Source organism: Enterobacter sp. 01-M-02-SI-ECC (assembly GCF_047530595.1).
In the GTDB taxonomy this organism is placed as follows: domain Bacteria; phylum Pseudomonadota; class Gammaproteobacteria; order Enterobacterales; family Enterobacteriaceae; genus Enterobacter; species Enterobacter cloacae_M.
Window position 1 is genome coordinate 1 of record NZ_JBLKCZ010000026.1, and the last position, 19,083, is coordinate 19,083.

Here is a 19,083-nt window from a genome sequence, read left to right on the forward strand (position 1 = left end):
TGTTCGTCGGAAAAACGCTTCTTCATGGGGATGTCCTCATGTGGCTTATGAAGACATTACTAACATCGGGGTGTACTAATCAACGGGGAGCAGGTCAAACTCAGTCAACTGCAATCGTAGCTACTGGAGTTTCAACAAAACAGCCAGGCGAACTGATGATGTAACACATCGGCATCATGAGTATGACCGATTGTTCAAGCGAGGGAAGATCTTTGAAATCTATCAACCCTCTATTCATGGTATTTGGGAGTTGTATCAGGATCAGCAAGGTAAATGGTGTTACCGTAAGGTGAAATCTGAGTTTGAAAAGGCTGTTGATGATGCGTCAGAACTGCCCCCGTCAGAACGCAAAGAGATTTTAGACGCTGAGAATAAAACTCCTGAGCTAATCGAGGTTACAACACGAGTTTATAAGCGAAGCCCGTATGTAGTAGCCGAGGTTCTTTCAAGGGCTAATGGAAAGTGTCAAAGCTGTAAGAGTGACGCTCCTTTTCTCAAAGTAGACGGCACACCATTTCTTGAGGTTCATCACATTGAGTGGCTTTCGAATGGTGGGGAGGATTCCGTTGAAAATGCGATTGCATTGTGCCCGAACTGTCACAGACAGGCGCATTTCGGCGTCTTGGAGTTAGCACCAGTTAACAAATAAAACTAAATCTTATGACGACTTATTGTTTACGAGTTAAAGTGGAATCTATCTTTGATAGTCGTTTTTTGCGTCTAAGGGTAAGGTTATAATCTGATCACTTTGATTTTTCATAAGGGATTTTTCTATGGCTGATCCAGCTTCTATTGCTGCTATCTCAGGCACTCTTGAACTTGTTAACAAATCCGTTGACTTAGTGCGTAATCTTCGTAAGAAAGGGGATGACGAACTTAATGCCGCAGAAATGCGTAATACGCTGATTGATTTGCTTGAAGATTTGGTAGAAGTAAAAAGTGAGTTCGTCAGCCTCAAAGCTGTTTTGTTGAGTAAAGAAGAAGAGATACAATCTCTCAAAGCCCAACTTGATGGGAAAAATAAGCTTCAGTTTGACGGCAAACTATATTGGCTGGAAGGGGATAAAACCCCATATTGCACAAAATGCTACGAGAAAGACTCATTGGTATTCCATTTAAACTTTATTCATGCTAACCGTAACTGGAATAGTAGTGAGCACTGGCATTGCAGAAACTGTCAGGCAAACTATTATCTAAGATAGTGGCTATAACTTAAATCATATTTCCCTTTGTTCATTACTAACATAGCAAAAGAGGTTATTATGGAAGTTAAAAAGGTTTCAGTAGAAGACTATAGAGCAGATATGGGGTTGATACGGGGGTATAGTGATGATTCTCAAGAGATCCAGGAAGTAAAAAACTTTTATTATCAAGAGTCTGTCAGGCAGTTAAAAAGCTTTAAGAATGGCATTGAAATACTTAAAGAAGATGAAAACAAGAACATTCTTGTGTTCAAAGTCAATGAGGATCTTAAGTTTCAATTGACTCTTTTGAATAACATTAAATACTTAAGTGTTGTGAATCGCCACTGATAATTTAGACACTTCCGAGCCGCTGATAATACTGGTTTTCATATTCAGTTGGTGGCATCTGATCGCTGGAACCATGCCGACGCTTACTGTTATAAAACATTTCGATGTAATCAAAAATATCGCTGCGGGCTTCTTCCCGCGTTCCGTAGATCTTTTTCTTTATCCGCTCGCGTTTCAATAACTGGAAAAAGCTTTCTGCAACCGCATTATCGTGGCAGTTACCACGACGGCTCATGCTGCCCTCCAGGCCGTGTGATTTCAGGAACGACTGCCACTCATGGCTTGTGTACTGACTGCCCTGATCCGAGTGAACCAGCACCTGTTTTTGGGGATTACGCCGCCATACAGCCATCAGCAGTGCGTTCAGGACAATGTCCTTTGTCATCCGGGATTGCATGGACCAGCCGATAATTTTGCGTGAGAACAGATCAACAACCACGGCAAGATACAGCCAGCCTTCGTGGGTCCTGATGTAGGTTATGTCCGTTACCCAACGCTCATCCGGAGCATCCGGATTGAACTGCCGCTGGAGCCTGTTGGGCGACACGATACTGGCCTCGCCTTTACGTGCCCGCGGGCTCCGGTATCCGACCTGAGCCTTTATCCCGACACGTTTCATCAGCCGCCAGACCCGGTTCACTCCGCACTGTTGCCCGCTGTCCCGCAGATCCAGATGGATCTTGCGATAACCATAGACGCATCCCGATTCCAGCCAGAACTGTTTAATCTGTCCTGTTAGTCTCAGGTCTGCCTGATGGCGTTGTGAATGCGGCTGCTGAAGCCAGGCGTAAAAGCCACTGGGATGAACATCCAGCACCCGACAGAGCAGGCGAACAGGCCAGCAACAGGTGTTGTCACGGATAAAGGCGTACCTCAGTCGGACTGCTTTGCGAAGTACGCCGCGGCTTTTTTTAATATGTCCCGTTCGTCGGTAACCCGCTTCAGCTCTTTCTGGAGACGGCGGATCTCGGCCTGAGCATCTGACTGTTCTTTATTAGTGGAAGATTCCGGACCGTACTTCTTTATCCAGGCGTAAAGGCTGTGGGTGGTGATATCGAGACGTGTTGCAACGCTGGAAACAGAATGTCCACGATCAACAACCTGTTTGACTGCTTCGATTTTAAACTCTTCTGGATAACGCTTACCGCTCATGGGCACCTCTCTTTAAGCCATCTTAAATGACTCTGAGGTGTCTGTTAAACCCGTGGCGATTCAATTTGAGAGGTAGATTGCATGCTCTCATTCTGTCAAAGCAAATAAGGCCGCATCCCGCAGCCTTTTCCTCTTAAATTCACCCTTTCGGGAACACCCAAACATGCTTCTCCGGCAGCGAAAGATGGCAGTGCTGCGGATCCCGAACCTCATGCCCATACGCACGAATGACAAAATCATCCCCCACGGTGCGGAACAGGTACTCCCAGCGGTCGCCGAGGTACATGCTGGTGAGCAGCGGCAGCTCAAGCTGATTTTCCCCTGGCCCCTCGACCACCGCCACGCGCTCGACGCGGATCACCGCCGTGGCTTCTTCACCGCTCTGCACCCCTTCACCGGCCTGGCCCCACAGCACCCAGCCTTTGCCTTCGATACGCGCTTTGCCTTCGCGCACTTCGGTAACCTTGCCGTGCAGGCGGTTGTTGCTGCCCATAAACTCAGCGGTAAACAGCGTTTTCGGCGAGCCGTACATCTCCTGCGGCGTGCCCTGTTGCTCAATTTTGCCGTTGTTAAGCAGCAGGATACGGTCGGAAATCGACATCGCTTCGTTCTGGTCGTGCGTCACCATCAGTGCCGATAGCCCGAGCTTGATAATCAACTCGCGCAGGAACACGCGGGCCTCTTCGCGCAGCTTGGCGTCGAGGTTAGAGAGCGGTTCGTCCAGCAAAATCACCGGCGGGTTGTAGACCAGCGCCCGGCCAATCGCCACGCGCTGCTGCTGCCCGCCGGAGAGCTGGTGCGGGTGACGTTTGCCAAGATGGCCCAGACCCAACTGGTCCAGCACGTCCTGCACGCGCTGCTGGATCTCTTTGGCCGGGACTTTGCGCAGCTTGAGCGGATAGGCCACGTTCTCAAACACGGTTTTGTGCGGCCACAGGGCATAGGACTGGAATACCAGCCCCAGGTTACGCTCTTCCGCCGGGACCTCGCTGCGCGGCGTGCCGTCGTAAACTTTATTGTTGCCAATGACAATCGACCCCTGCGTCGGTTTTTCCAGACCCGCAACGGCGCGCAGCAGGGTGGTTTTACCGCTGCCGGAGGGGCCTAACAGGGAGACCACTTCGCCGCGCTTCAGGTTCATGGAGACACCTTTTAAAACAGGATTGTCGCCGTAGGTTAAGTGCAGATCGTCAACCGCTAATTCAATCATGTATTTTCACTCCGAAACGAAGGGCAATGCCCAGACCTACCACGACCAGCAGGATGTTAATGAAAGAGAGCGCCGCCACGATATCGATGGCACCCGCGGCCCAGAGGGAAACCAGCATCGAGCCGATGGTTTCCGTGCCGGGTGAAAGCAGGTACACACCCGTTGAGTATTCGCGCTCAAAGATCAGGAACATCAGCAGCCACGAACCGATAAGACCGTAGCGGGAGAGCGGGATGGTGACGTGGCGGGTGATCTGCCCGCGCGTCGCTCCGGTGCTGCGCGCCGCTTCTTCAAGCTCCGGCCCCACCTGCAGCAGCGTGGAAGAGATCAGCCTCAGCCCGTAAGCCATCCACACCACGGTATAGGCCAGCCAGACGCTGAAAATGGTGCTGCGCAGCGAACGCAGCCAGACGATGACGTTTTCACGCATCCAGTCGGTCCAGGCAAACCCGGAAAGCCAGCCTGATTTCAGCGAGTTATCCAGCCACATCGGCAGGAACAGGAACACCCACAGGAACGCCAGACCCGCCAGCAGGCCAGGCACGGCGCGCGGCACCAGCACGCTGTAGTCCAGAAAACGCGTGGTGTTGTCCGGCTTGCGGTGCATGGCAATGCCGACAAACAGGTAGCACACCACGGCCAGCGCGCCGCCAATGACGCCAATCGCCATGGAGTTGACGATGGCGCGCAGCAGGTTGGGCTGCGCCCAGATGGTGCGGAAGGTGTTCAGAGAAAGCTCGTCCCACAGCGAAACGCCCACGCCCCAGTTGGAGATAAACGCGCGCAATACCACGCCGAGCAGCGGAACGCCGATGGTGACGGTGAGCCAGAAAGCAATCACTCCGCCAGCCACCCAGCGCCATTTACCCAGCGGCAGCGCGCGGGCCTGCGAAGCCTTACCCTTCATGGTGACGAAGCGGTTGGCGGTGCGCATCAGGCGACGCTGGAGCATCACCAGCGGGATGGTGATGCAGATCAGCACCACGGCAACCGCCGCCATCAGGTTATAGGATGGGGTGCCCATCTTGTTTGTCAGCTTATAGAGATAGGTCGCCAGCACCATGTTGCCTTCCGGGTCGCCGAGGACCAGCATCAGGCCGAACACTTCCAGCCCGAGGAAGAACAGCAGCACGGTGGCGTACAGAATGGACGGGCGCACCATCGGCAGGCTGACGGAGGTCATCACCTGCCAGGGCGACGCGCCCGCGGTGCGCGCGGCTTCTTCCACATCGGAGCCCACGCTGCGCAGCGCTGACGAGATATACAGATAGGCGTGCGGGACGTGCGTCAGGCCGGCGATGACCACAATGCTCGACATGTCGTAGATATTCCACGGCACAAAGCCAATCAGCGCCTGAGCCCACTGGGAGAGAAAGCCCACCGGACCGGCGGCCACCACGTAGCCGAAGCCCAGCACCATCGGTGAAACGAAAATCGGGACCAGGATCAGCGGCTCAATCAACCGGCGACCGGGCAGGTCGGTACGCACCATCAGAAACGCCAGCACGCCGCCCAGCGGAATGGAGATAAAGACCAGCCCGAAAGCAAGAATAAAGCCGCTTTTCAGGGCCTTATAAAAATCAGGATCGGTGAAAATAAACTCAAATGATTCAAAGCTCCACTCTTTTGACGGCGAAAAGAACGGGGCGGACAGGAAGCTCTGGATCACGATAAACGACAGCGGCGTGTAGATAACCAGGGCGGTTATCAGCACGACGATGCCTCGCGGCAGGCTTTGCCACTTTCTGCGTAATGTATTCATGGGGTATCCCTGGTGTTGCAGCCCAGAAAAACGAACTCAGTCGATAAGGGAGCGCGGCGGCCTGCGCCGCGCTCAGACGCTTATTTACCGGCGGCGGCACGCCACTCTTTGATGTACTCCAGGCGTTTTTTCGGCTGCAGATATTCCAGCAGCGTTTCATCAACCGGAATTGGCTTCAGCGCGTTGCCGAGGATTTTGGTCAGGCCGTCGATATCATTTTTCCCTTCGATATCGTTACGAATGGAGGGAATATCCGCCTGACTGGCCAGAATGTTTTGCCCTTGTTCAGACAGCACATAGTCCAGCCACAGTTTCGCGGCGTTGCTGTTTTGCGATTGCTGGCTGATGAACGACACGCGCGACAGCACCAGGGTGTAATCTTTTGGATAGGAAATGCCGAGCGAAGGATCGTTCTTTGCGCGCGCTTCCGCGTAGGAACCGAGGATGTTGAAGCCGATCAGGTTTTCACCGGAGGAGACGCGCTCCATCATGGTGCCGGTAGACGACTGCACCGATAAGCCACCTTTGGCGACGTCGGCCAGGGTTTTGAAGTAATTAGGATCGGCGTTGTGATCCTGAACCGAGAGCATAAAGCCCAGGCCCGATTTTTCGATGTCGTAGGTGGTGACTTTGCCCTTGAATTTGTCCGTCTGGCTGGCAATCAGCTTCGCCAGCGCGGCGTGAGAATCCGGCACGTCGCCGGCCGGGATCAGGCGCTTGTTGTAGATAAAGACCACCGGCTCATAGGTGGTGCCGTAGGCCTTATCTTTCCAGACCGCCCATTTCGGCAGCTGGCTTTGCTCCGGCGATTTATACTCCATGGCGTAGTCGGTGGCGAGCTTCAGGCCGGTGTCCATAGAGGAGCTCCAGACCACGTCGCCGCTCACGCCGCCGGAGGCCTGTTCGCTGATGAAACGGTTATACAGCTCGGTGCTGTTCATGTCGTTGTATTCGACTTTAATGCCCGGGTAGGTTTTTTCGAAGCCCTGGATCAGCGGCCCGGCGGCCTTGATGTCGGTGGTGGAGTAAATAACAACCTTGCCCTCTTTCGTTGCGGCATCAACCACTTTTTGATACTCAGCAGGATAGCCCTGCGGCAGTGCAGACAGTGCAGAAGCAGAGAACAGTACAGTAGCGGTAAGCAGAGAAATTCGGAACGTGTTCGACATTATAGTTAACCTTTTAGTTACATTTGAGGAACTAATTGTCAACATAGCGTATCGGGTTCCACCTACAAGAGGGTGAAGCAAGCAATGATTCCGAAGTGTGATTGTCGCCGTCGTTTCAGCAATTAACACCATAAAATCCGCGAACGTTAGCCTCCGAACGGTTCTGGATTACGGTTTATCGGGCGCTTTGCGGTATAACCTTCGCGGATGACCAATATTGCCATACAGCATTTCGATGCTGATTAACCCGCTCTCCACGCAGTATTCAAGGTAGCGACGCCCCGTGGTTTTGCTGATCCCCACGTTTTCCACCACCTCTTCAACCGACATCGCATCGTCGGGATGCTCGGCGAACAGGCGTTTAATCCGTTCCAGCGTTTGGGGTTCAATGCCCTTCGTCGACGGCGTAATGGAGGCTTCCGAGGCGGGCAGATTAAACAGGCGATCCAGCGCATGCTGATCGACCACCTTCACCTGCTGCACGGTGTGGATAAAACGCATAAACCGCTCCAGCGAGGCGTGCAGGCGCTGGAAAAAGACGGGCTTAATCAGGTAGTCAAACGCGCCGCTGCGCATGGCGTGGCTGCAGGTCTGCATATCGCTGGCGGCGGTGATGAAAATCACCGAACACTCATAGCTTTTCAGCAGCGGGTTATCGATGAGCTCCACGCCTTTACCGTCCGGGAGATAGTTGTCCAGCAGGATCAGCCGCGGCTGATGCTGACGAATCAGCCTGCACGCCTGCTCAATCGACGCGGCGATGCCCACCACGCGCAGATGGAAATTCTGCTCGATATACTCGCGATGCAGCTCCGCCAGGTGCGGCTCATCTTCAACTATCACAACGTCAAGTGGTCGGGTCATGCTGTTGCCCATTCGGAATAAACACAGAAAAAATAGTGCCCTGCGGCGTGTTGTCGGCAATCTCAATACTGCCGCCGGCCTTGTCGATATATCCTGCCACCAGGAACAGGCCAATACCGTGCTCGGTGCCCACAATGTCGTTTTCGCTGTCCGGCTTGCTGCTGAACCCCTGGCGGAAAATGTGCGGCTTCATCGCATCCTCCACCCCGCAGCCCCGGTCGGCCACCTCGATCAGCAGCTCCTGGTTACGGTCAGAAATGTAGAGTTCTACCGGCGCGTGGACCGGGGCGTTGAGTGTCGCCTCCACGGCGTTATCCAGCAGGTTACCAATAATGGACATCAGCTCCGTTTCACTCAGCGTGGCAGGCATGCGGATGAGCTGGCAGGCGGGGTCAAACAGCAGCTCGATGCCTTTTTCGCGCGCGCTGACGTATTTTCCTAACAGCAGCCCACACAGCGCGGGAGAGGAAAAACGGGCTGAGACAAAGTCCAGCACGCGCTGCGCGCCCTCTGACTGCACCTGAATGTAACGGATGGCCTCGTCATAGTGTTTCATCTGCAGTAGCCCGACCAGAGTGGCGGTCCAGTTCAGCTGTTCGTGGCGCATAATGCGCAGGTTATCCGCATAGCGTTTGATCTGGCTGAGCTGGCTGCTTAGGGTATTAATGTCATTTTTGTCGCGAAAGCTGTATACCCAACCGCTTTCAACGCCCGGTTCGACCTCAATGGCTACCCGGTTGACGATCACCTCGCGCTGGTTCAGCACCGCAATCTGGTCATGGCTCCCGCTGCTCACCGAGGCGTAGCGCTGGGATAAAAATCCCGGCGCCGTCTGCAGAATGTCCTCCAGCGGTTTACCGATAAGTTCTTTCTCATTTTGCCGAATATCCAGCATTTCGCGTGCCGCGCGGTTAATTAAAATCAGCTGCTTCTCGCTATTAACGGCAAATACGCCTTCGTACATGGCTTCTAATAGGGCGCGCTGCTGCAAAACCAGCTGAGCGATATCTTTCGGCTCCAGCCGGAACATCTGTTTTTTTAAATTGCGGGTAAACAGCCAGGAGAAAATAAACAGCAGCAGCAGAAGCGCAGCGCCGTATAGCCCGGACTGCCAGAGAATGCGGGCGTTAATATTGGCAATATACGACGTCAGATAGCCGACCGAGACAATGCCAATCACCTGATGCTGCGCGTTGAAGATGGGCGCTTTACTGCGTAGCGACACGCCAATCCCGCCCTGACGCACGGAAATAATGGTTTTGCCCTTTAATACCTCCGCATTATCCCCGCCGATCATCGGTAAATTAATCCGCTCCGGGGATTCCGAATGATAGAGGTGCTGCTCCTCGGTATCGCCAATCACAATGTAGCTGGCATCGCTTTCAGCGCGCAGCGGCTGAATTAAGCGGGCTATTCCCGGAATATCCCTGGCCGCTACCATTGCCGCCAGACCCGGCATCAGCGCGATCTGGCTGGCCTGAACCCGGGCGCGCTGGCCGAGATCGTGGTGGAGCTGACGGTCAATAAAATGAAACAGGATTGTTCCCAGCAGAACTAACAGCAGGCAGGAGAAGCACACCAGCGCTAAAAACAGTTTTACCTGAAAAGAGAGTCTGCGTTTCATTCAACCTGCGGAAGTTATGTAAAAGTGACATTTGCCGAGCCTGACATGGGCCAATAGCGGACGCAATCTGGCGAGAAAAGAGTTGTGACCTGGCTTTTCGTTTTCGGCGTTATACCCTAAATAATTCGAGTTGCGGGAAGGCGGCAAGGGAACGAATCCCCGGGAGCGTACATAAGTACGTGACTGGGGTGAGTGAGTGCAGCCAACGCACCTGCAGCTTGAAGTATGACGGGTATATAGCCATCAGGATCCCGTAAGGCTATGCTTCATTCAGCACGATAATAATTACAGAGGCAATGTCATGGATAAAGAACTACTGGATGCAGGTTACCGGGCCTATACCGGCGAGAAAATTGACGTTTACTTCAATACCGGGATCTGCAAACACTCAGGTAACTGCGTGCGTGGGAGCGCAAAGCTGTTTAATCTGAAACGTAAGCCGTGGATCATTCCCGATGAAGTGGACGTTGAAACGGTTGTACGCGTGATTGATACCTGCCCGAGCGGTGCGCTGAAGTATCGCCAAAAATAAGCGAGGAACCATGGATATTCTGGAAGGCCATAACAAGTTTTACGTGAATGATGCGAACGGCAATCAGGTCGCGGAGATTGTCTTCGTACCGACCGGCGAGCATCTGAGCATTATCGAGCACACCGACGTGGATGAGAGCCTGAAAGGGAAGGGCGTCGGTAAACAGCTGGTAGAGAAAGTGGTGGAGAAGATGCGCGGTGAGAATCGCAAAATTATTCCGCTGTGCCCGTTCGCGAAGCATGAGTTTGATAAAACGCGGGAATATGACGATATTCGGGCGTAAATAACACCGGCGATGGCCGGTGTTTTTTTATCTTACCTGCTCAAACAGCAATACCATCGCGATCAGCACCATTATCCCTCCCGATGCCATACTTACCAGACGCGCCGCCTGTGGCCGGGTCGCCAGTACCGCTTTCGAACCATACCCCACCAGCAGATAGACCAGCGTACAGGTGATAAGGTGCATCACGCCAAGCGCGGACATCTGCTTCGCTATCGACCAGCTTCCGGTCGGGTCGGTGAACTGCGGAAGCAGCGCCAGGAAAAGTAAAAAAACTTTCGGGTTAAGACCGCTAATGCAGAGCCCTTTCACCGCCCACTGCCTCCAGTTTCCCCCATGATGGGTGGCCTTTTCCGGTGCGGCAGGGTGACGCAACAGTCCGATGCCAAGCCACAGGAGATACGCGGCCCCCGCGACGGTCAGCCCGGTTAACGCCATCGGGTGTTGAGCAATCACTACGCCCACGCCAGCCACCACAATCAGCGTGGCTATCAGATGCCCGGACATTAGCCCCATCACCGCCGGTACCACGCGTCGCCCGTTAATCCCGGCGCTAATGGCGTAGGCCCAGTCGGCGCCTGGCGTCATGATAAGCAGAAAAGAAACCACCCAAAAGCCGGCCACAATACTCATTTCCATCGTCCTGAAGACTCCCGCAGTGCGTCAAAGGTTGAGAAAAAGAATATCGCTAACCCTGCGAAATAGGCTTTCAATGTTATGCTCATAACACCGTGAAATTGAGAAAATCTTCCACATGGATAGCATCGATCGAAAAATTCTTGCTGAGCTACAGTCTGATGGCCGCTTATCCCTTACCGAGCTGGCGGAAAGAGTGAATCTGAGCCTCTCGCCGTGCCATCGCCGCGTGCGGGCGCTGGAGCAAAGCGGGGCGATAACGGGATACCGTGCCAGCCTCGACCCCGCCAAAATGGGATTCAACTTCCTGGCGATAGTGTTTGCGACGCTGAAGGAGGGTGACCGTAAGGCGGTTAGCGCGTTTGAAGCGGCGGTGGAGGAAATTCCGCAGATCGTGCTGGCCCAGCGCCTGTTTGGCGATCCAGATTATCTGATGCACGTCGTGACCCGCGACCTGCCCGCTTTCCAGAAGCTCTACGACGAGAAGCTCTCCGCCATGCCCGGCGTGCAGCATCTTCGCTCTACGCTTGTCATGAAAACGGTGGTGCAGGACAGGCCTTTTCCGCTGTAAGCAGCAGGCCAGGACTGAAAGGCCTGCCCGGCAGAGCGCTGGGCAGGAAAGGAAATTAGCCGACAAACATCACCGACACGCACAGCACGCCGACGATCAGCGTCAGCAGGTTGCCAATGGAGCGGTACTGTTTCAGGGAGGGGATCAGATACGTCGACAGCGTCGGCATGATAAACAGGATCATGGCGATAAGCGGGCCGCTGATGGCGTAAATCATCGAAATGGCGTTCGGGTTAATGCAGCAGACGGCAAAGGTGATTAACGACACCCCCATAATGGAAATCGCGCGGTTAAAGGCGCGGCTCTTTTTCACCCCCACCTGGTTCAGCGACGACTTCACGATCTCCGTCGCCCCTTCAATCACCCCAAAATAGGTGCCGAGAAACGATTTCGACATCGCAATAATCGCCACGATAATCCCGGAAATGCCCAGCCACGCCGGAGAAGAAGGCATCATCGACAGCGCGGACAGGATCGTTACCCCTTGCTCTTTGGCGGCCACAATGTACGACGGCGGAATTGAGAGCAGGCAGCTGAAGACAAAAAACAGCACGCTCAGGCAGATGATCAGGTACGCCACCTTCATGATTTTCTTGCATTTATCCATGGCAACGTCGGCAAACTTCTCGCGGCGATCAACGGCAAACGTTGAGATAATCGGGGTATGGCTGAAAGCAAATACCATCACCGGAATCGAAATCCACACCTGGTGCAGCGTATGGCGATCGACGGCCATCTGGCTGGTCAGCAGCGAGGGTTGCCAGCTGCCGATCAGGTAGAGCGAGACAAACAGAAAATAGGCAATCAGCGGAAACACCAGGAAGCCCATCACTTTTATCGTGATATGGCGACCCATCAGGAAGATCAGATTCAGGACCAGCACCACGCCCAGGCTGACCAGCACGCGAACGGCGGTATCCACCGTCAGGTGTTTCACCAGCTGCTCCGTGAGCGAGTTGGTGATGGCCACCGCATAAATCTGCACCACCACAAAGAAGGCGATGAAATAGAGCGTGGTGATCAGGTTGCCAATCTTCCTGCCGTAGTAGTGCGAGACGGCGCCGGTGATCCCTTCGTTGCCTTTTGTTTTTGACGACAGGATAAATTGCGCCAGAGCTCTGTGCGGCCAGTAGGTTAAGGGGTAGGCCACGAGGGCGGTAATAAACAGGACGATTGCGCCTGCGGAGCCCAGCTGAATGGGCAAGAACAGCGTTCCTGCGCCCACGGCCGTGCCATAGAGAGCGAAACTCCAGAGAGTCTCATCTTTTGACCAAATTTTCGACATTAGAGCAACGTATCAACTATCAAACCATCGGAATGGCGTGCAATTTACCATAGTTATGCCTAAAGAGCGCAGTTGCTTCGACGGAGTTTGGCCGGAACGGGCGTCCGGCCAGAGGCGGTTTAGCCTGCCAGGGCGCGCCGTTGCTGGCGACGCTTAAGAAATTTCTCGCGCAGGCTATCGTACGCCCAGTTATAGAACATGGTGTACGGCAGGAAGAACAGGAAGAAACCTATTTCCAGCGTGAATGCCTGAAGCAGGGTAACGCCCAGCACGGCGGCGACAATCGACACGCCAATCACAATAAACCCGCATTCGAACCCCAGCGCATGCAGCGCACGGACTTTTGCGGTACGTTTGACGCGCTGAACGGGCCAGAAACGGTCGAAGCCAAAGTTATAAATAATGTTCCACAGCATGGCGGTGGTGGCCAGAATAATGGTCAATCCCCCCATCTCCACCACGGAACGCTGCATTAGCCACGCCGCCGTAGGGGCGAGGATCGCCGTAGCAATCCCTTCGAAACAGACAGCATGAAAGATCCGCTCCGGCAGCTTACGTTGGAGTGCATCCTGATGTTGCATAGTCATAGACCTCATTAATTCGCCGGTATGGGCGTTGATGCAGCCTATTTTTATCGCTATAGCTGATATATTAAAGATAGTATCCATCGCTAAAGTAGATAGGTTATGCGCTATTCACCCGAAGCCCTTACCGCGTTTGTCGAGACCGTTGCGGCGGGATCTTTTTCTGCTGCTGCACGCCGGCTGCGTAAAAGCCAGTCGACGATCAGCACGTCCATTGCCAATCTTGAAGCCGATCTCGGTTTCGAGCTGTTTGACCGCTCGGCGCGTCAGCCGGTGTTAACGGTCCAGGGAGAACAGGTGCTGGGCTACGTGCAGGCTATCCTGGCCGCCAGCACGCGGCTGGACGAGCTGGCGGTGTCGCTAACGGCGCAAACGGAGGCGCGTCTGACGTTTGTCCTTTCCGATACCCTCAACCCGGACGTGCTGGAAGATATGATGAAACAGTTTGACACGCATTTTCCCCATACGGAATTCGAATGTCTGATTGGCGAGGAAGAGGACGTGATCGATCTGCTGCAAAAGGAGCGCGCGCAGATTGGCCTGACGGAAGCGCGCGACGGTTACCCTACGGATATTGGCGTCACCCGGTTGCCGATGCAGACCCGCATGGCGATCTACGTCGCGACCACGCATCCGCTGGCCGGACAACATGACGTTCAGCATGACGAGCTGCACGGCTGGCGCGAGCTGCGGCTCAGCACCTATCTTGAGCGCGAGGCTGAGATCGCGCGCGGGCCCGTCTGGTCAGCGCCGAATTACCTGTTACTCTTGAGTATGGCGGTACAGGGATTTGGCTGGTGCGTGCTGCCGTGTGCGCTGGTGGATGAATTTGCCGCTGCGAAATCCCTGGTACAGCTCAATGTTCCCGGCTGGCCGCGGGCGATCGGCATCGATCTGCTGTGGAATAAACGATCCCCTCCCGGCGTTGCCGGAAGCTGGCTAAGGCAGTATCTGCAGGATGCGCGCTGATCCTTGTGATTAAACTCACTATTTTTAAACAATTAAGATAATTGCCAGTAACAATCCTCTACTATCGTCATGTCATTTAACACAGAGGTCGTGATGAAAGATGTCGTTATAGTGGGTGCGTTGCGTACAGCTATCGGCTGTTTTCAGGGATCGCTCGCGCGTCACTCGGCGGTTGAGCTGGGTAGCGTGGTGGTAAAAGCGCTGGTGGAACGTAGCGGGATCGCAGCACATGAAGTTGATGAGGTGATTCTGGGCCAGGTCCTCACGGCCGGTGCCGGGCAAAACCCTGCGCGTCAGGCGGCGCTGAAGGGCGGGCTGCCCAATACCGTCTCCGCTATCACCATCAACGACGTCTGTGGTTCAGGATTAAAAGCGCTGCATCTCGCGACGCAGGCCATTCAGTGTGGTGAGGCGGACGTGATCATCGCGGGCGGGCAGGAGAACATGAGCCGCGCGCCGCACGTGTTGACCGACAGCCGGACCGGCGCACAGCTGGGCAACAGCCAGCTGCTCGACAGCCTGGTGCATGACGGGCTGTGGGATGCGTTCAATGACTATCATATGGGCGTGACGGCGGAAAACCTGGCGCGCGAGTACGGCATCAGCCGTGAGGTGCAGGATGCCTATGCGCTAAGCTCGCAGCAAAAAGCGCGTGCGGCGATTGATTCCGGTCGCTTTCGCGACGAGATTGTCCCGGTCAGCACGCAGCGTCAGAGCGGCGAGCGTATCCTCGTGGATACCGATGAACAGCCGCGCACCGACGCCAGCGCAGAAGGCCTGGCGAGGCTGAATCCCGCGTTTGAAATGCAGGGCTCGGTGACGGCGGGAAATGCCTCTTCCATTAACGACGGCGCAGCCGCCGTCATGATGATGAGCGAAAGCAAAGCCCTTGAACTCGATCTTCCGGTCCTGGCCCGCATTAAAGCATTCGCCAGCGTGGGGGTTGATCCTGCGCTAATGGGGATCGCACCGGTCTACGCTACCCGCCGCTGCCTGGAGCGCGCGGGCTGGCAGCTTTCGGATGTGGATCTGATCGAAGTGAACGAAGCCTATGCCGCGCAGGCGATCTCCGTCGGAAAAATGCTGGAGTGGGATCCTCTGCGGGTCAACGTTAACGGCGGCGCGATCGCGCTGGGGCATCCTATCGGTGCGTCCGGCTGCCGGATCCTGGTTTCGCTGGTCCACGAAATGAAAAAACGTAATGCCCGAAAAGGGATTGCCACACTCTGTATAGGCGGCGGGCAAGGGGTGGCGCTGGCCATCGAACGCTAACCTCTTCTCAAACAAAATGACCTCCTCCGGGAGGTTTTTTTTCGCGTCCTTTTTCTCCCGGCGGTTGAATTGTGATCCGAACATCATTTCCGCTATAAACAAAAATAAAAATGAAACGTTGTTTTACATATAATTGAAAAGCCCACTTTATGCCGATAGTATGTGCTCATTATGAAAAACGGAACGATGTTTCGTTTATTTCCGCCTTCGGGCATGACCACATCTGGAGGTTACCGTGGACGTCAGAGAAAGCATCCACAGTGCGCACGCCAAAACGCTCGATACTCAGGGGCTGCGCAATGCATTTTTAGTCGAGCAGGTATTCGAGGCCGACAGGTACACCATGGTTTACAGCCATATCGACCGCATTATTGTGGGCGGGGTTATGCCCGTCACGAAAAGCGTCTCCGTGGGCGGTGAAGTCGGTAAACAGCTGGGCGTGAGCTACTTCCTTGAGCGTCGCGAACTCGGCGTGATTAACATCGGCGGGCCGGGCACCATCATCGTAGACGGACACTGCTATGAGATTGGCCATCGCGAGGCGCTGTACGTGGGTAAAGGGGCGAAAGACGTGGTCTTTGCCAGCATCGACGGCAGCAGGCCTGCGAAGTTTTACTACAACTGCGCGCCGGCTCACGCCACCTGCCCAACCAGGAAAGTGACCACGGCAGACGTCGCGCCCGTGACGCTGGGCGACAACCTCACCAGCAACCGCCGCACCATCAATAAATACTTCGTGCCGGACGTGCTGGAGACCTGCCAGCTCAGCATGGGGTTGACCGAGCTTGCGCCGGGCAACCTGTGGAACACCATGCCGTGCCATACCCACGAGCGCCGCATGGAAGTCTACTTCTACTTCAATATGGATGAGGACGCCTGCGTGTTCCACATGATGGGACAGCCGCAGGAAACGCGCCATATCGTGATGCACAACGAGCAGGCGGTGATTTCACCGAGCTGGTCCATCCACTCCGGCGTAGGGACGAAAGCCTACACCTTTATCTGGGGAATGGTGGGTGAAAACCAGGTCTTTGATGATATGGACCACGTTGCGGTCAGCGATCTGCGCTAGTCGCGGGCGGTGCAGCATAAACCTGCCTGTGAGTGACAGGCTCTGAAAGAGTAAGGAATAAACATGATTCTGGATGCATTCTCTCTGCAGGGAAAAGTGGCCGTGGTTTCCGGGTGCGACACCGGGCTGGGTCAGGGGATGGCGTTAGGCCTGGCGGAAGCGGGCTGCGATATCGTCGGGATTAATATCGTTGAGCCTACGGAAACCATCGAGCGCGTGACGGCTCTTGGGCGCCGTTTCCTGAGCCTGACCGCCGACCTGCGTAAAATCGATACCATTCCTGAACTGCTGGATCGCGCGGTAGCGGAATTCGGTCATATCGACATTCTGGTCAACAACGCCGGGCTGATTCGGCGTGAAGATGCGATCAACTTCAGCGAACGCGACTGGGACGACGTGATGGATTTGAACATCAAGAGCGTATTTTTCATGTCCCAGGCGGCGGCGAAGCATTTTATTGCGCAGGGGAAAGGCGGCAAAATCATCAATATTGCCTCTATGCTCTCGTTCCAGGGCGGCATCCGCGTGCCGTCGTACACCGCGTCCAAAAGCGCCGTAATGGGCGTGACCCGCCTGCTGGCAAACGAATGGGCGAAACATAACATCAACGTGAATGCGATTGCGCCGGGCTACATGGCGACGAACAACACGCAGCAGCTGCGTGCGGACGAGCAGCGTAGCGCGGAAATCCTCGACCGCATTCCGGCAGGACGCTGGGGTCTGCCGAGCGATCTGATGGGGCCGATTGTCTTCCTGGCCTCCTCCGCATCGGATTACATCAACGGCTACACCGTGGCTGTAGACGGTGGCTGGCTGGCGCGTTAATTCCACCCGTATTAAGAACCTCTGCCCGTGGGCGGAGGTTTTTTTGCGCAATAATTGGCTTAGTCCATATCGATAAAGATGAAAAATCCATACTAAAAAATCACTAATGACGGCAATCACACTTTTATTGCTTAAATATTAACTGATTAGTAAAAATACGTGATTATTCGCCACGAGTTGAAATTGTAATGTCCATCACAGAACCGTATGCCGTAGCGGAATAATCCATAACTTCGCGATTTCCGGCCTGACACTTTTCCTCGCTTTCTCGTAATTTCAGTTAACGAATTTTGCTGTTGAGGCAGGAAAAATATGACATCGATAAATGACTCTACCCTAATGCCCGCTGCGCTGCGCGATACTCGCCGCATGAACCAGTTTGTCTCCATTGCCGCCGCCGTGGCGGGCCTGTTATTTGGACTGGATATCGGCGTCATTGCCGGCGCATTACCGTTTATTACCGATCACTTTACCCTCAGCAGTCGCCTGCAGGAGTGGGTGGTGAGCAGCATGATGCTCGGCGCGGCCATTGGCGCGCTGTTCAACGGCTGGCTGTCGTTCCGCCTGGGGCGCAAATATAGCCTGATGGTCGGGGCAATTCTGTTCGTTGCCGGCTCCATTGGCTCGGCGTTTGCCGCTAACGTTGAAATCCTCCTGCTCTCCCGCGTGCTGCTGGGCGTGGCGGTGGGGATTGCGTCCTACACGGCGCCGCTTTATCTCTCCGAAATGGCGAGTGAAAACGTGCGCGGCAAGATGATCAGCATGTATCAGCTGATGGTCACGCTGGGTATTGTGCTGGCGTTCCTGTCTGATACCTACTTCAGCTACAGCGGCAACTGGCGCGCGATGCTGGGCGTGCTGGCCTTACCGGCGCTGGTGCTGATCGTCCTGGTGATTTTCCTGCCAAACAGCCCGCGCTGGCTGGCGCAAAAAGGGCGTCACGTGGAGGCGGAAGAGGTCCTGCGCATGCTGCGCGATACCTCGGAAAAAGCGCGCGAAGAGCTGAACGACATCCGCGAAAGCCTGAAGTTAAAGCAGGGCGGCTGGGCGCTATTTAAGATCAACCGCAACGTGCGCCGCGCGGTCTTCCTCGGCATGTTGCTGCAGGCGATGCAGCAGTTCACCGGGATGAACATCATCATGTACTACGCGCCGCGCATTTTCAAAATGGCCGGGTTTACCACTACGGAACAGCAGATGATCGCGACCCTGGTGGTCGGGCTGACCTTCATGTTCGCCACCTTTATTGCCGTGTTCACCGTGGACAAGGCGGGCCGCAAACCGGCGCTGAAGATTGGCTTCAGCGTGATGGCGCTCGGCACGCTGATCCTCGGCTACTGCCTGATGCAGTTTGATAACGGCACGGCCTCAAGCGGGCTTTCCTGGCTTTCTGTCGGGATGACCATGATGTGTATCGCAGGTTACGCGATGAGCGCCGCGCCGGTGGTGTGGATCCTGTGCTCCGAAATTCAGCCGCTCAAATGCCGTGATTTTGGCATCACCTGCTCCACGACCACCAACTGGGTATCAAACATGATCATCGGCGCGACCTTCCTGACGCTGCTGGACGCGATTGGCGCAGCGGGAACGTTCTGGCTCTATACGGTGCTGAACGTGGCGTTTATTGGCGTCACGTTCTGGCTGATCCCGGAAACCAAAGGCGTGACGCTGGAACATATCGAGCGCAAGCTGATGGCAGGGGAGAAACTGCGGAATATCGGCGTGCGATCGTAATGCCTGT

Annotated in this window: 20 protein-coding genes; 11 read left to right on the top strand and 9 right to left on the bottom strand. The window is 54.8% G+C overall.

Features of this window, described 5'->3' with window-relative positions:
• Positions 1-190: 190 nt before the first annotated feature.
• The 3 genes from ACMWLG_RS21935 to ACMWLG_RS21945 all read left to right on the top strand — a co-directional run bounded on the left by ACMWLG_RS21935 (position 191) and on the right by ACMWLG_RS21945 (position 1,532).
• Positions 191-649, top strand: coding sequence for an HNH endonuclease (locus ACMWLG_RS21935; protein WP_229218475.1), 459 nt, complete (start codon positions 191-193; stop codon positions 647-649).
• Between the two features lie 124 nt (positions 650-773).
• Entirely contained in the window at positions 774-1,202 is a 429-nt protein-coding gene (locus tag ACMWLG_RS21940) for a hypothetical protein (protein ID WP_045620012.1), read from the top strand.
• A 60-nt stretch (positions 1,203-1,262) separates the two neighbouring features.
• On the top strand, positions 1,263-1,532 hold the full coding sequence (locus ACMWLG_RS21945) for a hypothetical protein (protein ID WP_045620010.1): 270 nt from the start codon (positions 1,263-1,265) through the stop codon (positions 1,530-1,532).
• Between the two features lie 4 nt (positions 1,533-1,536).
• On the opposite strand, the gene ACMWLG_RS21950 is transcribed toward ACMWLG_RS21945, so the two are convergent.
• The 6 genes from ACMWLG_RS21950 to ACMWLG_RS21975 all read right to left on the bottom strand — a co-directional run bounded on the left by ACMWLG_RS21950 (position 1,537) and on the right by ACMWLG_RS21975 (position 9,313).
• A protein-coding gene (locus ACMWLG_RS21950) for an IS3 family transposase (RefSeq protein ID WP_127348419.1) occupies positions 1,537-2,684 on the bottom strand; the annotation gives its coding sequence in 2 pieces (ribosomal slippage) (positions 1,537-2,447 and positions 2,447-2,684; 1,149 coding nt in all).
• Positions 2,685-2,823: 139 nt separating this feature from the next.
• Positions 2,824-3,894, bottom strand: a complete 1,071-nt coding sequence (locus ACMWLG_RS21955) for an ABC transporter ATP-binding protein (RefSeq protein ID WP_045404646.1) — start codon at positions 3,892-3,894, stop codon at positions 2,824-2,826.
• Entirely contained in the window at positions 3,887-5,656 is a 1,770-nt protein-coding gene (locus tag ACMWLG_RS21960) for an ABC transporter permease (RefSeq protein ID WP_023309073.1), read from the bottom strand. The genes ACMWLG_RS21955 and ACMWLG_RS21960 overlap by 8 nt, the downstream gene beginning before the upstream one ends.
• Before the next feature lie 80 nt (positions 5,657-5,736).
• Entirely contained in the window at positions 5,737-6,825 is a 1,089-nt protein-coding gene (locus ACMWLG_RS21965) for an ABC transporter substrate-binding protein (RefSeq protein WP_045404643.1), read from the bottom strand.
• A gap of 168 nt (positions 6,826-6,993) precedes the next feature.
• Positions 6,994-7,689, bottom strand: coding sequence for a response regulator (locus tag ACMWLG_RS21970; protein WP_100245683.1), 696 nt, complete (start codon positions 7,687-7,689; stop codon positions 6,994-6,996).
• Positions 7,673-9,313 carry a sensor histidine kinase gene (locus ACMWLG_RS21975; RefSeq protein ID WP_045404637.1) on the bottom strand — a complete coding sequence of 547 codons (1,641 nt, stop codon included), beginning with the start codon at positions 9,311-9,313 and terminating at the stop codon, positions 7,673-7,675. Before ACMWLG_RS21975 ends, ACMWLG_RS21970 begins: the two co-directional genes overlap by 17 nt.
• A gap of 301 nt (positions 9,314-9,614) precedes the next feature.
• On the opposite strand from ACMWLG_RS21975, the gene yjdI reads away from it, so the two are divergent.
• Both yjdI and ACMWLG_RS21985 read left to right on the top strand, forming a co-directional pair.
• Positions 9,615-9,845 (top strand): 4Fe-4S mono-cluster protein YjdI, encoded by a 231-nt coding sequence (gene yjdI / locus ACMWLG_RS21980; protein WP_008499689.1) that lies wholly within the window; start codon positions 9,615-9,617, stop codon positions 9,843-9,845.
• Positions 9,846-9,855: 10 nt separating this feature from the next.
• On the top strand, positions 9,856-10,128 hold the full coding sequence (locus tag ACMWLG_RS21985; protein WP_045404635.1) for a GNAT family N-acetyltransferase: 273 nt from the start codon (positions 9,856-9,858) through the stop codon (positions 10,126-10,128).
• Between the two features lie 27 nt (positions 10,129-10,155).
• Here the strand turns inward: ACMWLG_RS21985 and ACMWLG_RS21990 are convergent, their stop codons facing one another.
• Positions 10,156-10,767, bottom strand: coding sequence for a LysE family translocator (locus ACMWLG_RS21990; protein ID WP_045404632.1), 612 nt, complete (start codon positions 10,765-10,767; stop codon positions 10,156-10,158).
• 115 nt (positions 10,768-10,882) lie between these two features.
• On the opposite strand from ACMWLG_RS21990, the gene ACMWLG_RS21995 reads away from it, so the two are divergent.
• A complete protein-coding gene (locus tag ACMWLG_RS21995) occupies positions 10,883-11,335 on the top strand; it encodes an Lrp/AsnC family transcriptional regulator (RefSeq protein WP_045404629.1) in 453 nt (150 codons plus the stop codon).
• 55 nt (positions 11,336-11,390) lie between these two features.
• Here ACMWLG_RS21995 and ACMWLG_RS22000 read toward each other — a convergent pair whose 3' ends face one another.
• Both ACMWLG_RS22000 and ACMWLG_RS22005 read right to left on the bottom strand, forming a co-directional pair.
• Positions 11,391-12,620 carry an amino acid permease gene (locus ACMWLG_RS22000; protein ID WP_045404626.1) on the bottom strand — a complete coding sequence of 410 codons (1,230 nt, stop codon included), beginning with the start codon at positions 12,618-12,620 and terminating at the stop codon, positions 11,391-11,393.
• 119 nt (positions 12,621-12,739) lie between these two features.
• Complete coding sequence (locus ACMWLG_RS22005; protein ID WP_023309065.1) at positions 12,740-13,201, bottom strand: multidrug/biocide efflux PACE transporter; 462 nt, start codon at positions 13,199-13,201, stop codon at positions 12,740-12,742.
• Positions 13,202-13,306: 105 nt separating this feature from the next.
• Between ACMWLG_RS22005 and ACMWLG_RS22010 the strand changes: the two genes are divergently transcribed.
• The 5 genes from ACMWLG_RS22010 to ACMWLG_RS22030 all read left to right on the top strand — a co-directional run bounded on the left by ACMWLG_RS22010 (position 13,307) and on the right by ACMWLG_RS22030 (position 19,076).
• The gene (locus ACMWLG_RS22010) at positions 13,307-14,173 is read left to right on the top strand and encodes a LysR family transcriptional regulator (RefSeq protein ID WP_045404624.1); all 867 of its coding nucleotides are present in this window, start codon (positions 13,307-13,309) and stop codon (positions 14,171-14,173) included.
• Positions 14,174-14,266: 93 nt separating this feature from the next.
• The gene (locus ACMWLG_RS22015) at positions 14,267-15,445 is read left to right on the top strand and encodes an acetyl-CoA C-acetyltransferase (protein WP_023309063.1); all 1,179 of its coding nucleotides are present in this window, start codon (positions 14,267-14,269) and stop codon (positions 15,443-15,445) included.
• Between the two features lie 235 nt (positions 15,446-15,680).
• On the top strand, positions 15,681-16,517 hold the full coding sequence (gene kduI / locus ACMWLG_RS22020; protein WP_045620005.1) for a 5-dehydro-4-deoxy-D-glucuronate isomerase: 837 nt from the start codon (positions 15,681-15,683) through the stop codon (positions 16,515-16,517).
• A gap of 63 nt (positions 16,518-16,580) precedes the next feature.
• A complete protein-coding gene (kduD, locus tag ACMWLG_RS22025; RefSeq protein ID WP_023309061.1) occupies positions 16,581-17,342 on the top strand; it encodes a 2-dehydro-3-deoxy-D-gluconate 5-dehydrogenase KduD in 762 nt (253 codons plus the stop codon).
• 312 nt (positions 17,343-17,654) lie between these two features.
• Entirely contained in the window at positions 17,655-19,076 is a 1,422-nt protein-coding gene (locus ACMWLG_RS22030; protein ID WP_023309060.1) for a sugar porter family MFS transporter, read from the top strand.
• The last annotated feature ends 7 nt before the right edge of the window (positions 19,077-19,083 follow it).